This window comes from Sphingobacterium sp. LZ7M1 (assembly GCF_024296865.1).
Classification (GTDB): Bacteria; Bacteroidota; Bacteroidia; order Sphingobacteriales; family Sphingobacteriaceae; genus Sphingobacterium.
On record NZ_CP101134.1, the window covers coordinates 1,548,116 to 1,563,179 of the forward strand.

The following is a 15,064-nucleotide window of genomic DNA, read 5'->3' on the forward strand; positions in this document are numbered from 1 at the left end:
TTTATTATTCAATAAATTGAAATTCCGGAAGTAATACGATCGCCCAAAGTAGCTCCTGAACCGATCCCTCTTCCAGTTTTTCCTCAAATAGGGTATTGGCAATCTTGAGTTCATCGGTACTTGGCTTCCTACCTAAAGTTTGCCCGTAAATAGCTTGGATCAGTTCATTCGGATCTTTATACTGTGCCACCCATTTCTTGGCGCCATGGATCAAGGTTTCGTTTAATTTTGTGCCATTTGTTAATTCCATGGCTTGTAATAAGGTCACATGGCCTTCACGCACGCTGATTACGTTTTCCCTGCTTGGTCGTCCTAAAGCCGTTAAGAATGGGTCGTTTTGGACCAAGGCCGCTCTTACAAAGCTGGAGGCATCCATGTAGGCTTTGGGATCAGCAAGCGGATTATATTTCAATGCTTCCACGGTATATACAGGTGAAACCAATGTGCTCAGGGCATCTGAAAATTGTTCAGCGGTGAGTTTCTTTTTTAAAATCCCTTTAAAGACAAAATCTGGAGCATTGATAGTACTTTGGTCTTCCAGCCCTATGGAAGGTAATTGATAGGTTTTTGAAGTTGTGATGAGGTAGAGCAGCTTTTTGATGTCATAGCCTTCCTCGACAAAATTTACCGCCATCCAATCCAATAAATCGGCACTCCAAGGCTTCTTATCCATTTCATCCGTTGGCGAAACGATTCCTCTGCCCATTAATTGCGCCCAGATCCGATTCACTAAGGTCCGGTATAGTCTGCCATTTTCGGGTTGGGTCAAGTATTGGCTCAATTCCTTGGACCTTTCTGCCACACTGCCTGTTTTGTTGATCGTTCCCAATTCCGGCCAGAGCATCCTTGTATCGGCCATTTTTCCGGTGGGAATATCACAGCGATTGATTTCTAACTGTTCTTCCGAAAATATATTGGCAAAGGCGTAGGCATCGTCTAACTTCCAATCACTAACAAAGCTGTCATGGCATGAAGCACATTTCAGGTTTACACCCAATAAGGCTTGCGAAACATTCTGGGCAGCCTGCATAGCGGTAGTTTGACTGCTGTTTACTGCACCTCTCCAAGCAATACCCTTAATAAAGCCCTTGGATTCCTCCGTAGGATCCAATAATTCCATGGCAAATTGTTTATAGGGCTTATTGGATTGCAAGGATTTAAATAACCAATCTGATATATTGAATCTTCCTCCAGTGATATAGCCTGTACCGGAATAGTCATTTCGTAATAGATCATTCCAGAAGGTAGTCCAATGCGTTGCATATTCCCGATCCTTGGAAAGAAGACTAGTGACCAGTTTTTCTCTTTTATCGGTATTGTCATCGGTGATGAAATTCTTGATTTCTTGATCCGTAGGTGGCAAGCCAATCAGATCGAAATAAACCCGACGGATATAGGTTCGATCGTCCACAGGTTTCTGCCATTGAATTCCTTTTTTCTCAAAGTAGGCATTCACCAGACGATCAATAGGGTTTTCCATTCCGGCAACTACTGGAGGCAATGCTGGTTTTCGAGGTGCTAATGGCGCATTCGGGAAGATTCCTTTGATATTATCTGGCCAAGGGGCTCCTTTGTCAATCCATAATTTGATAATGGCGATGTCCTTTTCACCTAAGGGTTTTCCTTTTCCCGGCATAGCTTCTTTATGGCCGGGAGGCAGAGAGACCCTGCGTAGCAACTCGCTATGTTCAGAATCCCCAGGTTGAATGACTATTCCCGATTCACCACCTTTAAAAACCATTTCTTTTTGGTCAAGACGTAGTTCACCTTCGGTTTTATCACTGCCGTGACATTGAAAACAATGGTGGGCAAATATCGTTCGGACAGCCAGGTTAAGATTGACCTGCTGTTCTGTGGTTAAACTATCGGAATCCGTGGAAAAGGAGGCAAAATCAAAATCCGCAGATGATACGCCGCCGGCAATTTCACCCAGGTTTTCATCTTGGGGAGCCCATGGAGTGTTGCTCAATAGATAATCTTGGCCATGGGTCAATGATCCTCCAAAATGTCCCGCCATAAAAATGCTTAAGACCGTTAAAAGGAGTGAGGTGCGATAAATAGGAATCAGGCTATTTTTACCTTGCTTTATGATCTGCAGGAGAACAATGGCCGTAATGGTTCCAAAAACGGCGGTACTGATGCCCGACCATTGATGCCATTCAAAGGTCTCTCCAGAATAACTGCCTGTATTGGCGAGAAATAAACCTAAGCCTGCGGCTACTACTGCAGAAATTGCTCCAATAAATATCAGCCAATTGGTTCCTGTCCGAAGGTTTGAATGAAAGGTGCGGAGTTTGGCCAGCTCCATAAAGCCAGCAACCAATATCAAGGCTACCGGAAAGTGGACCAGCATAGGATGGAGTCTTCCTAAAAATACCCATCCCCACCATGGATCCGCTTCAACCTTGTTTTTTTCGATAGTTTCAACAGCAACTTCTTGGGCCGATAAAACAAAAAACAAGAGCATAAAACCCACAACAAGGAATGCGGATTTATAGGAATAAAAAATCTTTTGACAATTCGGTTTATACATGATTGGTCCTTTATTGATGACCAGTGTTTAACTAAAGTTAATAAATAATTGGCAAGGACCATCCTGCACCATCATGGCATTAAATCTATGGAAATCAGTAATTAGCAGCTTTGTCCAACAGTTTGCTGGTTTATTTGTTATTTCTATAATCTAATTGTTACGAAGGTTCTATCGTGACCTTATTTTATAAATCATAACACTATTACTATGTCAGAAAAAAAAGCAGAAAAAGATCCACAAATCATAGTTCAAATCCGTGAATTTTTAGATGGCCTCAACAATAGCGGGGGCGAACCATTGGAGACCCTTTCTCCAAAGGATGCCCGTCAAGTTTTGGTAGACGCCCAAAAGTCAGTGAAAGTTGATTATTCAGGTATATCGGAGTCTGAAAGAGAAATTACCCAAGATGGTATCACCGTCAATATACATATCGTAAAACCTGAGCAAAGCAAAGATCAAAAGCTGCCAGTTTTTATTTTTATTCATGGTGGTGGCTGGATATTGGGTGATTACCCAACCCATAAGCGTCTGGTTCGTGATTTGGTGATCAATTCTGGGGCCGCGGCCGTATTTGTGGACTACACACCTTCACCTGAAGCGAAATATCCTGTCGCCATCAATGAAATTTACGCAGCTACAAAATGGGTTTCCGAGAATGGCGATGAAATAGGGGTTGATGGTTCGAATTTAGCTATTGCAGGAAATAGTGTTGGCGGGAATATGACCGCAGTTACCTGTTTGATGGCAAAGGACAAAGGGGGACCAAAGATCAAGTTTCAATTGCTCTTATGGCCAGTGACCGACGCAGACTTTAACCGCGACTCTTGGAAAAAATATGCAGAAGGAAGATTCCTTACTTCCAATATGATGAAATGGATGTGGGATAATTACCTGCCGGATGAAAGCAAAAGGAAGGAATATTACGCCACACCTTTCAATGCCAGCATCGATGAATTAAAAGGATTACCTCCTGCATTGGTTCAATTGGCTGAAAATGACATTCTATATGATGAAGGCTTGGCCTATGCCAGAAAACTGGATGAAGCGGGTGTGCCTACAACCATCCAGACCTACAATGGCTTTATCCATGATTATGGCTTGTTAAATCCTTTGGATCATATTGAAGCCGTTAAATTTTCAACAGAACAGGCTGCCTTAGGTCTTAAGAAAGCTTTATTTGGTTAGTGGAATTTTTGGTGAAATTCAATATCTTGAATGAATCATTAACTGATTAATTATATGGATCTGAAAATTAGAAAAGAAGAGGAAAATGATTATCCATTCGTTTTTGATTTAATAGAGAAAGCATTCCATGAAGAAGCCATGAGCGATCATCAAGAACAGTATTTGGTAGATCGATTAAGGCAATCTGCTTCGTTTAGGGAAGAACTCTCCATCGTTGCTGAAAAGGAAGGGAAGATTGTAGGTTATGTCCTGTTAACAGAAATCAACATCATAAACAGCCAAAACCAAAGTTTTATTTCTTTGGCTTTGGCTCCTATTGCAGTATTGCCCGCTTATCAGGGACAAGGTATTGCTGGAGCATTGATGCATGCTGCCCATGAAAAAGCCAAAGAACTAGGATATGGTTCCATCGTTATTTTAGGGCATGCAGATTATTACCCTAGGTTTGGATATCGGCTGGCCAAAGAATTTGGAATAAGATTGCCTTTTGACGTACCTGATGAGAATTGCTTTGTAATTGAGCTAAGCGAGGGAACATTAAAGCATATAAATGGGACCGTGGTTTATCCTGCAGAATTTGGTTAAAAAAGGAGTTATTATTTTAACCTGGTTCGAGATTCATTCGAGACATATTCGAGAATAATTTTATCCAGTTCGAATTTTCCGAATGTGTCTCGAATGAGGTCGGAACGAAATTCAGATATTTCCATCAATTTTAAAAAATTCATATTATCAGTTTTGGATATACTAAAGCTCAGCCTAAATTATGGATAGAATCCCATAAAAGTTTATTAAATTGAATGGACTAAAAACCATTAGGTTTTATCATTCAACAATTAAAACTTTTAATAAACTAGTTTAAGATGGAGCATTGGGAACTCGTACTGATCTTTCTGATGATTGCTTTTGTGTATTCGTCAGTTGGCTTTGGTGGAGGCTCAAGTTATTTGGCGGTTTTGGCCATGTACAGTTTGCCGTATCAGGAAATCAGGCTTACTGCGCTGATATGCAATGTAATCGTGGTTGTAGGTGGAGTGATCATTTATATCAGAAATAATCAAGTTGATTGGCGAAAAATTTTGCCATTAACATTGATCAGTGTTCCGATGGCCTATTTAGGAGCTATCATGAAATTAAGCCAAGAAACATTTTTTATGATTTTGGGAATTACTTTAGTGATAGCAGCAATTTTATTATGGCTCCAGACAGGGAATAGACCTGAAGCAGAGCGGACAGACCAGGGCAAGACAGGTGTAGTTCAAAACAGTTTATTAGGAGGCGGAATAGGGTTTTTGTCTGGTTTGGTCGGAATTGGTGGAGGAATATTTTTATCACCCCTCCTCAATTTGATTAAATGGGATACCGCCAAGAAAATTGCGGCAACCTCAAGTGTGTTTATTTTGATAAATTCCATATCTGGAATTGCTGGTCAGTTCTCAAAATTAACAGTCGAGATGAACTTTTCAAGGATCGGGATTTTATGTCTTTCGGTATTGCTAGGAGGACAGATAGGATCGAGGATGTGCATCAAATGGAATCCTTTGATTGTAAAAAGAATGACAGCAGTTCTTGTATTAATCGCTGGAATAAATGTTTTGATAAAATATTGGTAGCAGAAATAAAAATGAAGATTACAGTGTTGGGTTTTGGGATAGCAAAAGAAATTTTTGGCTCATCGGAGATTCACTTGGAAGTGCATGATGCGCTAGATGTCAGAGGTTTAAGGGTTTTAATAGAGGGGAAGTATCCTCCATTGACAAAACTTAAATCTTATATGTTTGCTATTAATGAGGAATATGCAGAGGATACGCAGATAATTAACAGTGGAGATGAAATCGCATTGATTCCACCAGTAAGTGGAGGCTAAGATGGTAGAAATTAAGATATCAGCAGACGTACTTGATATTGTTCATTGTTTGGCAATTTCCAAGGATCTGGAGAGTGGCGGGGCAGCTTCATTTATTGGTTCTGTGCGAAACAATACCAAGGGGAAACCAGTCATTCGACTAGAATTTGAATGTTATGAAGCCATGGCGCTAAAAGAAATGCGAAAGATAGCCGAGGAAGCCATTTCCAGATTTGCAGTAAGGAACGTAGTTATCCAACATCGGGTCGGGATTTTATATCCTGGAGATGTTGCAGTGATCATTGTAGTCAACGATGGGCATCGGGATTCAGTTTTTGATGCTTGCCGATTCATTATAGATACCTTAAAAAAAACGGTGCCCATTTGGAAAAAGGAAGTCTTTGAAAATGGGGAAGAATGGGTATCTGCGCATCCATAGGTAGCGGATATATTTAGTATATTTAATAGATAAGATTGTATGCTGATGAAGGAAGAAGCCTTGAAAAACAATTCCATAGAGAAACTTGATATCATAAAGGTCAAGGAAAACAGCAGTCATGCCATGATGGATGAAGTTTCGGTGGAGGAACCATTAGAAATCAAGGTTCGGTATGGGAATGATTCTGAAAAGAAAATCAAGAATCTTTCTGTTACCATGCGGACTCCAGGAAATGATATGGAACTTGCTGCAGGGTTCTTGTTTACCGAAGGGATTATTTCTGAGCTTGGCCAAATCAAACACATTGAACATGCTAAAACTGATTGTTCCAGAAACAATGAGAACAGTATTGTTGTTGAACTTGTATCAGGGTTTACGCCGGAATTAATGAATGTGGATAGAAACTTTTATACGACCTCAAGTTGTGGGGTATGTGGAAAGGGTTCCATTGAGTCAATCCGGACGGTTAGTTCTTTTCAAGAGATGGAAAAGGAAGAGCTGAAAATCGATCTGGAGGTATTATACCAATTATCTGAAAAGCTTAGGGTCTTTCAGGATAATTTCAGTTCAACAGGAGGTATACATGCTTCTGGCATTTTCGACTTAGAAGCTAATCTATTAGGGCTTAGAGAAGATGTAGGTAGGCATAATGCTTTGGATAAACTGATTGGTTATTTCCTTTTGGAAAATCAATTGCCATTAAGGAATAGGATTTTGGTCTTGAGTGGTCGGGCCAGTTTTGAATTGGTTCAAAAAGCTGCGATGGCGGGTATTTCCTTTATTGCAGCTATTGGTGCACCATCCAGTCTTGCGATCAAGCTCGCTAAAGAGTTTGATGTTAGTTTGTTGGGTTTCCTAGGTAAAAATAGGTTTAATATCTATCATCAGGGAGCAAATTTGACTATTAATAATTTATCATGAAAATTAGGATAAAAGATAATTCTGTACGGATTCGTTTGACACAATCGGAAGTTAATGCACTATACCAAGATGGGAATATTTCAAGTAGGACGGAATTCTTGGAACAAGCATTTGTTTATGCTGTGGAAAGAGCGGATGTGCCGGAATTATCCGTAGAGTTTGTAGAAAATAAAATCACCTTGAAAATCCCTGCTAATCTGCTTGAACAAATGTATTCGACGGATGTCGTAGGATTTGAGGGCCTTACGGGAAAAGTAAAGTTGTTATTAGAAAAGGATTTTGTGTGTTTGGACAATACTTTGGAAGACCAAAGCGATAATTATCCAAACCCTAATATGAAGTGTTAACCCACTTGAAAATCACATGGCTATGGAAGAACGAGATAAAAAATTGATTGAGCAAGAAATTAAATCAGAACCAAGTGCGGAAAATCCCTTTAGGTTATTGGATTTAAAATTGACTCCAGTTGAGAAAAAAGCGGCTGGTATTCCGGCGGTTTTGGCAGTATTCAGTGATTTATTTGAGGAGAAAGCCGTAGTCCGTGCTGGTCGAGCCTTATTCAAGGTAAATCAGATGGAAGGTTTTGACTGTCCGAGCTGTGCCTGGCCTGATCCAGATGATGAACGTTCGGTGCTTGGTGAATACTGTGAGAATGGAGCAAAAGCAGTGGCAGAAGAAGCCACGAGTAAGCGTGTTACGCCACAGTTTTTTAAGGAAAATTCAGTTGCTGATCTAGCCAAATTGGATGATTACCAAATAGGGAAGATGGGCAGGTTAACCGATCCGATGTATTTACCAGAAGGGGCAACTCATTATCAACCCATCAGCTGGAATGATGCTTTTAAAAAGATTGCATCCCATTTAAATGCACTGGAATCACCCGATCAAGCAGCATTTTATACTTCTGGAAGAACGAGTAACGAGGCTTCCTTTGTCTACCAATTATTTGCCAAGGAATTCGGGACCAATAATATGCCTGACTGTTCCAATATGTGCCATGAAACTTCGGGTTCGGCCTTAAGACCTACTATCGGAATTGGGAAAGGGACAGTGACCTTAGAGGATTTTTATGATACAGATGTTATAGTCATCATCGGTCAAAACCCTGGGACGAATGCACCTCGAATGATGAGTGCCCTTGCCAAAGGGAAAAAGAATGGAGCTAAGATCATTGCCATCAATCCTTTACCTGAAGCCGGTCTGATGGGTTTTGTTGATCCGCAAAGTGTGCTTGGCGTTTTGGAAGGTGGTGTTAAGCTTGCTGATCTTTATTTACCTGTTAAGATCAATGGTGATATGGCTCTCCTAAAGGCCATCGAAATGCTCTTGATAGATTTTGAAAAGAAGAATCCAGGTTCGGTGTTTGATGAACAATTTATTGAAAATAAGACGGTTGGATTTAATGAGTTCCTGCAACAGTTCAATGATCTTGATCTGGATGAGCTAGCTAAAGAAGCTGCTGTCGACAAGGACCTGATCTATGAGGCCGCAGCAATGATTGCCTTCAAGAAACGCATTATTATCAGCTGGGGAATGGGGCTGACCCAACAACCTAATGGGGTAGATATGATTCGTGAGATCCTGAATATCCTGTTGTTGAAAGGAAGCATCGGTATTCCAGGAGCTGGTGTTTGTCCCGTACGCGGACACAGTAATGTGCAAGGAAATAGGACAATGTTAATTGATGAAAAACCATCAAATGAACAGTTGGATAGAATTGAGAATTTCTATGGGTTTCAGGTACCTAGAAAACATGGCTATGATGTGGTGCGGGCCATTAAGGCTATGCATGAAGAAAAAATAAAATTTATGTTCTGCATGGGCGGAAATTTTCTATCCGCTACACCTGATACGACATATACGGCCAATGCCTTGCGTAAGCTTAATCTTTTGGTCTGTGTGTCCACCAAGCTCAATAGAGGGCATTTGGTGCATGGAAAAGAAGCCATTATATTGCCAACATATGGTCGAAGCGACAAAGATATAGTGAATGGAGAGCTTCAGATTATTTCTACTGAAAACTCTATGGGGGTTGTTCAACAGTCGAAAGGAATGTTGGATGCGGTCTCGGATAATCTGATCAATGAGACCCAGATCGTATGTAGAATGGCAATAGAGACTTTAGGAGATCGTTCCGTGGTAAATTGGAAAAGATATCATGACAGCTACGATGCGGTCAGGGATGATATAGAACAATGTATTCCGGGTTTTGATAATTACAATGTTCGCGTTCGTGAAAAAGGAGGTTTTTATTTACCTAATGAGGCACGCGATAAACAATATTTCTCGAAGAAATTAGAGGGTAAGGCGCCATTTACTTTAACCGAGGTTCCGGATAATACCTTGGCTGATGATGAATATATGATGGCAACGACAAGGACCCATGATCAATTCAATACGACAATTTATGGATTAGATGATCGGTATCGTGGCATCAAAAATGAGCGAAGGGTTATTTTTATGAACCAGAAGGATATTGATAAAGCTGGCTTCAAAGCTGGAGATAAAGTGGATCTATATAATTTTGATGATGGAATAGAGCGTGTTGCACCATTATTCATTATTGTTTCATATCAGATTCCTGAAAAGAATACGGTAACCTATTTTCCGGAGACCAATGTGCTTGTTTCGGTAAATAACGTGGTTAAAGAGAGTAACATGCCAGCATCGAAATATGTGAAAATCAAAATTAAGCCACACGATCCAGCAGTTTACAAAAAAGTTGATCAAATGTTGTATCAAGGTGCTATTCAAAGGCCATAATTGGGGATTATATTAAAAGGAAATTTATTGTATAGTAGCTCAGATTAAGCCTACCTTTGGCAAGTGAGATTCCAGCAAAATCAAAGTGCATGAATGATTCCCTGTATTTGGAACGCTGATTTAATTCTGCTAAGATTTAAAATAATATGATTATTAGAAAGAAGGAGCATTGGTTCAAGATGCTTTTTGTTTGGCATGGTTCGGTATTACCTGCATTGGTGCCCAGACTATTGTTACTTTTGGTCTTTTCTGTTTTGGTTGCCTATTTCCATGGAACCGTTCTGGATTTTAAAGTTCCCTTAAATCCAGCCCCATTGACTTTATTTGGTTTTGTTTTGGCTCTATTTCTGGGTTTCCGAAATAATGCTAGCTATGAACGTTTTTGGGAAGGCCGAAAATTATGGGGAGCCTTGTTAAATACTTCACGTTCTTTGGTTAGGCAGATTTTGACCTTAAATAATGGCGAGAAAAACAAGAATTTCGTGGTTGGATTTATCCATTTGATCAGTGCTTTTGTCTTTGCTTTGAAGCATCAACTTCGAGGGACCGATCCAAGAGAGGATATGGAGAAAAGGTTAGATCCAAAAAGCTTGGAGCTTGTCATGTCCAGTATGTATAAGCCAGTCAGCATAATGCGGATCATGGCTGAGCAACTGCAACAAGCAAAGTTGGAAGGGAGGATGGATTCCATTCAACAGGCAAGAATGGATGAGAACCTCGATAAGCTTTCCGATATTCTAGGGGGCTGTGAGCGGATTATCTCGACACCTTTGCCCTATAGTTACAGCGTCTTACTTCACCGGACGGTTTATATTTATTGCGCCATGTTACCATTTGGCTTAGTGGACTCATTGGGATGGTTTATGCCATTAATCGTGGTATTTATTGCCTATACTTTTGTTGCATTTGAGGCCATAGCCGATGAAATTGAAGAACCATTTGGTGCGGAAGCGAATGATTTGGCACTCAATAACATGAGTGAAATGATCGAAGAGACCATTGAGGAGCTTGTTGGGCTACCGAATACAAGGAGGCCAAAACCGTATCAAGAAATTATTGACTAACTACAAGTCTAATAGACCGTTTTTTAGGGAGTAAACTTTTAAGTCTGGAAAAGCTTTCTTGATTATACGGGCAGCTATTTTACTTCTTTTTCCGGACATACAATACAAAATCACCTTAGAATCGATAGCTGCAAATTCCTTTAGGTGTTGATGCAAATCATTCAATGGAAGGTTTTTGCCACCAATATTAAATTCTTCGTGCTCATCTGGTTCTCTTACATCGAACAGGACGAATTTTTCGGGATGGAGGTTATATTCTTCTAAAGTAATGGTTGGATTGCTTTCCGGTAAAGCCTTGATCTGAATATTCGATTTTTTTAGTTTAATGATCCTTGATCTGCCTGTTGATGTATCCATGATCCATAATTTTCCAGCCAGAATATCCGGCATACCAGTAAGGTATTTTATGGCTTCATTGGCTTGCATACAACCAACAATTCCAGCTAAGCTGGGGATGACACCGCCTTCTCTACAATTTGGCACCACTGTGTTTTCAATATCATGGTAAACATCCCTGTAATTCGTGGAATAGGTTCCATCCTGAAGTTTAACATTCCATATACTTACTTGACCTTCATATTGGTAAATTGCAGCATAAACCAATGGTTTGCCAGCTAATACACAAGCGTCATTGATGAGGCATTTGCTTTCTAGGTTATCGGTTCCTTCCAAGATCAAGTCGTATTCTTTGATCAGGTCCATGATATTATTGGAGGTCAAGCGGATTGGGTAGGAGATAATATTGATCTCAGGGTTCTGCAATTTAAGTCGCTCTGTTGCAACTTCTACTTTCCAATTATCGATATCTTGTGGTCCATATAAGACTTGCCGGTGTAGATTGGATAGCGAAATGATATCATCATCAACCAATCCTAAGGTTCCAATACCGGAGGCAGCAAGATATTGGGCTGCAGGGCAACCCAAACCGCCCATTCCGACAATAAGAACTTTGGCATTTTGGAGCAATTGTTGCCCTGTATTACCAAATCCTGGTAAAGCTATTTGACATTGATATCTTTCGAAATTAGGTTCCATCTATATTTTTTTTTGTTCTTGAAGCGCTTTGTCAGCTATTTCTGCATCCTCAGGACTGTTCACATTCATTAAAGCATCAGGATTGATAGGGTCTAAGATCAAGCAATCCGAATGGATCAGGACTTTCCTAGGGCAGGTAATGCCATTTGCTAGAAAGCTTAACAGTAAGGGATAGCTTTTTGGCTCCCAGATACTTATCAAAGGTTCTGGAAGGCCGTCAAATGGGCTTTTATAGGTTGTCGCTAATTTATTAGAGTCGCGTGATTGCATTAGCTTGGTTAGGGAGTCTTTGTCCAACAAAGGCAGGTCACAAGCTACAACCAGCCAAGCTTTGTCGCGATGGGCATGAAATGCTGAAAGGATACCGCCAAAGGGGCCCATATTGAGAAAAGTATCTGTCAATGCCTGGTAATTTGGGTCAAAGTCTTGGGTTTGATCTTGACGGCAGGAAATAAAGACCTGATCACAGAATTCTGCTAGCAGATCGGCAGCATAATATCTTTGTTCCTTGCCATGCCAATGGATTAGATCTTTGGGTTTTCCCATTCTACGGCTTTTCCCTCCTGCGAGGACCAGACCATAGATTTCTGCTACCTTATTCTGACCTTTTGAAGTCATTTTTTCCTCCTGTTTTTTCAATCAGTTTAATTTCTCGAATGATAATATCATGGCTGAGGGCTTTGCACATATCATAAATGGTCAATGCAGCAATGGAAACCGCAGTCATTGCCTCCATTTCAACCCCAGTTTTTGCTTCCACCTCTGCTATGGCATAGATGTCAAGACTGTTACCGTTGAATTTTATTTCAACTTCACAATTCTCCAGACCAATGGGATGACATAATGGAATAAGTTCTCCAGTCTTTTTAGCAGCCATAATTCCCGCAATAATAGCGGTGTGGATAATGGAACCTTTAGCGGTATTGAAGTTCTCTTCGGTCAGTTTCTGCATAACTACTGGAGGAAGTTCAATGCTTGCTTTGGCCGTTGCACGTCTTTGAGTTATCTTTTTATCCATGACATTGACGATGCTGGGTTGTTGGTTTTTATTGATATGCGAAAAATCGGTCATTCTATACTATTTATAGGTCCATACTTGATAAACTTCACCCTTATAAAAACTGTTTTTTTCTAAGGGAAGTTCTATAAAGGCATTAGTTTCGGCGAGATGTGAAAAGTCTCCAGAACCATTGCTGTTCACGGATACTGCCGTTAATTGTCCCAAATTATTCACCTTCAGTTTTACCTGAGCAAAATATTGCAAAGCAGTTGAAAACTGAATGTCATTTTGTAAGATAGCAAACTGTGGAGTAGATACTTCTATATTCAATGAAGCCTCCAACCAGGGAATCAAATAGCGATTAAGGCACATAAATACAGAAACTGGATTGCCTGGGAATGCAAATAGCAGTTTATCGTTTTTATCCTTTCCGAACCAAAAAGGTTTACCAGGTCGCTGTTTGATTTTGTGGAAGAGTTGTGTTACGCCTAATGCGGAGCAAACTTTTGGTAGAAAATCATATTTTCCCATCGAAACGCCACCAGTCATGACCAGTACATCGTAATGAACGAGGAACTCAGCAAGTTTTGCTTTGATTTCATCGAAATGATCGTCGAGATGGTAGGCATCCGCCGAAATCTGATATTTTTTCAATGCAGATTGTATACTGATGCCATTGGACCGTCTCAATTGATATGGGCTTGGAACTGAATCAATGGATACCATTTCGTCACCAGTAGAAATAATGGCGATTCTGGGTAGTTTTTTTACCAAGACTTCAGTTTTTCCGATAGATGCAGCAATTCCCATAATAGCTGCTTCAATAATTTTTCCGGCTTGCACAAGGACTTCACCTTGTGCTTTATCCTTAGCCTTTACATGGATATTTTGTCCTTTTTTAACTTCAATATTGATGACTGCAAAGCCATTCTCAATGCTTATATCTTCATAACGGATAATACTGTCCATTGAAGGGTCTAAGGCTGCTCCCGTCATGATCTCAATACAGGAGTCTATGGATGCAATCGAAATAGGATGTTCTCCAGCAGCTTGAACAGCTTGGATTTTAAACTTCTGAACACCAGCAGAGAGGGCTTTAGCATTGATTGCTATTCCATCAACTGTTGCTCGGTCAAATGGAGGTAAATCGCGATCCGCAGTCAGGTCTTCAGCGAGTACCCTTCCTAAAGCATCCAGCAGAAGGATCGATTCTACTCCAAAATCCCTTTTTTCTGAAAGGATTATCTGTTCAGCTTGCGCAACGGTAATCATTTCCATTTTATCCTCCAATTGTTGCCATTGATTGATGAATAGTATTGGGATCTAAACTAATTTTTTCAGCTTCCCAACCATCTTTAGGTTTATGCTGTACACTTTGTATGATTAAATCTTTTAGTTCCATATCTGTTTTTCCCAATCGCATTTCATCTTTTAAGTTTATTCCCCCACCTTCATATAGACAGGTTTTCAGAACCCCTAATGGGCTAATGCGTCCTCGGTTGCAATCCCCGCAGAAGCTACGGGAATAAGCTGCTATGATTCCAAATTCCCCTTTAAATCCAGGTATTTTATAATTGTAGGAGGTGGAACTTATTGGGTCTTGTAGTTTATTTATTTCTCCAAAGTGTTCTTGGATATGTTGGTATATATTATGCTGGTTCCATTTTAGGGAAATCTCTTTATTATCACCATTGAAAGGCATTTCTTCAATGAATCTGACAGCAATTGGGAGGGTCTTGCCCAAGTTGACCAATGGAATGATGTCTTCAATATTTTGACCGTCCATTACAACGCAATTGATCTTTACTTGAATATTGTTCGAGAGCAGGCTTTCCATGGTTTTCATGACCTGCCAAAATTCATTTCTACGGGTAATTTTGAAGAATCTATTCTCGTCTAAGGTATCTATGCTAAGGTTGACAGATTTGATTCCAGCAGCTTTTAGCTGCGGAATAAAAGGTTCGGTCAAGATACCATTGGTTGTGATGCTTAATTCGTTGAGCTTGTTAATTTGGGCAATTCTATGGATCAATTCCATGCAGTTTTTCCTTACAAAAGGTTCACCACCGGTAATACGGATCTTATCTACGCCAAGTTGAGTGAAGATGTTGCAAAGTCTGATTATTTCATCATCTGTCATCAATTCATTTTGCTTGATCCAAGGAAGGCCATTTTCGGGCATACAGTAAGTGCAACGTAGATTACATCGGTCAACAACAGCAAGCCGTAAATAATTAATAGTTCGCCCAAATTTATCCTTCAACATATCCTTCATAGA

At 40.2% G+C, this 15,064-nt stretch carries 15 protein-coding genes; 9 read left to right on the plus strand and 6 right to left on the minus strand.

All coding sequences use genetic code 11. The features are described 5' to 3' along the window. Positions 1-4: 4 nt before the first annotated feature. Complete coding sequence (locus tag NMK93_RS06570; protein WP_254528537.1) at positions 5-2,533, minus strand: DUF1549 domain-containing protein; 2,529 nt, start codon at positions 2,531-2,533, stop codon at positions 5-7. A 207-nt stretch (positions 2,534-2,740) separates the two neighbouring features. On the opposite strand from NMK93_RS06570, the gene NMK93_RS06575 reads away from it, so the two are divergent. The 9 genes from NMK93_RS06575 to NMK93_RS06615 all read left to right on the plus strand — a co-directional run bounded on the left by NMK93_RS06575 (position 2,741) and on the right by NMK93_RS06615 (position 10,751). Continuing rightward, entirely contained in the window at positions 2,741-3,718 is a 978-nt protein-coding gene (locus tag NMK93_RS06575; protein WP_254528539.1) for an alpha/beta hydrolase, read from the plus strand. 54 nt (positions 3,719-3,772) lie between these two features. Further along, a complete protein-coding gene (locus NMK93_RS06580; protein ID WP_254528541.1) occupies positions 3,773-4,303 on the plus strand; it encodes a GNAT family N-acetyltransferase in 531 nt (176 codons plus the stop codon). 278 nt (positions 4,304-4,581) lie between these two features. Beyond that, a complete protein-coding gene (locus NMK93_RS06585) occupies positions 4,582-5,331 on the plus strand; it encodes a sulfite exporter TauE/SafE family protein (RefSeq protein ID WP_254528543.1) in 750 nt (249 codons plus the stop codon). 11 nt (positions 5,332-5,342) lie between these two features. Beyond that, on the plus strand, positions 5,343-5,585 hold the full coding sequence (locus NMK93_RS06590; RefSeq protein ID WP_254528545.1) for a MoaD/ThiS family protein: 243 nt from the start codon (positions 5,343-5,345) through the stop codon (positions 5,583-5,585). Position 5,586: 1 nt separating this feature from the next. Next, positions 5,587-6,003 (plus strand): molybdenum cofactor biosynthesis protein MoaE, encoded by a 417-nt coding sequence (locus NMK93_RS06595; protein WP_254528547.1) that lies wholly within the window; start codon positions 5,587-5,589, stop codon positions 6,001-6,003. A gap of 39 nt (positions 6,004-6,042) precedes the next feature. Continuing rightward, positions 6,043-6,924, plus strand: coding sequence for a formate dehydrogenase accessory sulfurtransferase FdhD (gene fdhD / locus NMK93_RS06600; RefSeq protein WP_254528549.1), 882 nt, complete (start codon positions 6,043-6,045; stop codon positions 6,922-6,924). Beyond that, positions 6,921-7,271, plus strand: coding sequence for a hypothetical protein (locus tag NMK93_RS06605; protein ID WP_254528551.1), 351 nt, complete (start codon positions 6,921-6,923; stop codon positions 7,269-7,271). The genes fdhD and NMK93_RS06605 overlap by 4 nt, the downstream gene beginning before the upstream one ends. A gap of 22 nt (positions 7,272-7,293) precedes the next feature. Further along, on the plus strand, positions 7,294-9,687 hold the full coding sequence (locus NMK93_RS06610; RefSeq protein ID WP_254528553.1) for an FdhF/YdeP family oxidoreductase: 2,394 nt from the start codon (positions 7,294-7,296) through the stop codon (positions 9,685-9,687). Positions 9,688-9,833: 146 nt separating this feature from the next. Continuing rightward, complete coding sequence (locus NMK93_RS06615; protein WP_254528555.1) at positions 9,834-10,751, plus strand: bestrophin family protein; 918 nt, start codon at positions 9,834-9,836, stop codon at positions 10,749-10,751. Here the strand turns inward: NMK93_RS06615 and NMK93_RS06620 are convergent, their stop codons facing one another. Genes NMK93_RS06620 through moaA form a run of 5 tightly spaced genes read right to left on the minus strand, consistent with a single transcriptional unit; the run spans position 10,752 to position 15,052 of the window. Further along, a complete protein-coding gene (locus NMK93_RS06620) occupies positions 10,752-11,786 on the minus strand; it encodes a HesA/MoeB/ThiF family protein (RefSeq protein WP_254528557.1) in 1,035 nt (344 codons plus the stop codon). It lies immediately after the preceding gene. Continuing rightward, positions 11,787-12,404 (minus strand): NTP transferase domain-containing protein, encoded by a 618-nt coding sequence (locus tag NMK93_RS06625; RefSeq protein ID WP_254528559.1) that lies wholly within the window; start codon positions 12,402-12,404, stop codon positions 11,787-11,789. Beyond that, positions 12,382-12,858 (minus strand): cyclic pyranopterin monophosphate synthase MoaC, encoded by a 477-nt coding sequence (gene moaC / locus NMK93_RS06630; RefSeq protein ID WP_254528561.1) that lies wholly within the window; start codon positions 12,856-12,858, stop codon positions 12,382-12,384. The genes NMK93_RS06625 and moaC overlap by 23 nt, the downstream gene beginning before the upstream one ends. Positions 12,859-12,864: 6 nt before the next feature. Then, a complete protein-coding gene (locus NMK93_RS06635; protein WP_254528563.1) occupies positions 12,865-14,064 on the minus strand; it encodes a molybdopterin molybdotransferase MoeA in 1,200 nt (399 codons plus the stop codon). Between the two features lies 1 nt (position 14,065). Beyond that, on the minus strand, positions 14,066-15,052 hold the full coding sequence (gene moaA, locus NMK93_RS06640) for a GTP 3',8-cyclase MoaA (protein WP_254528565.1): 987 nt from the start codon (positions 15,050-15,052) through the stop codon (positions 14,066-14,068). Between the last annotated feature and the right edge of the window lie 12 nt (positions 15,053-15,064).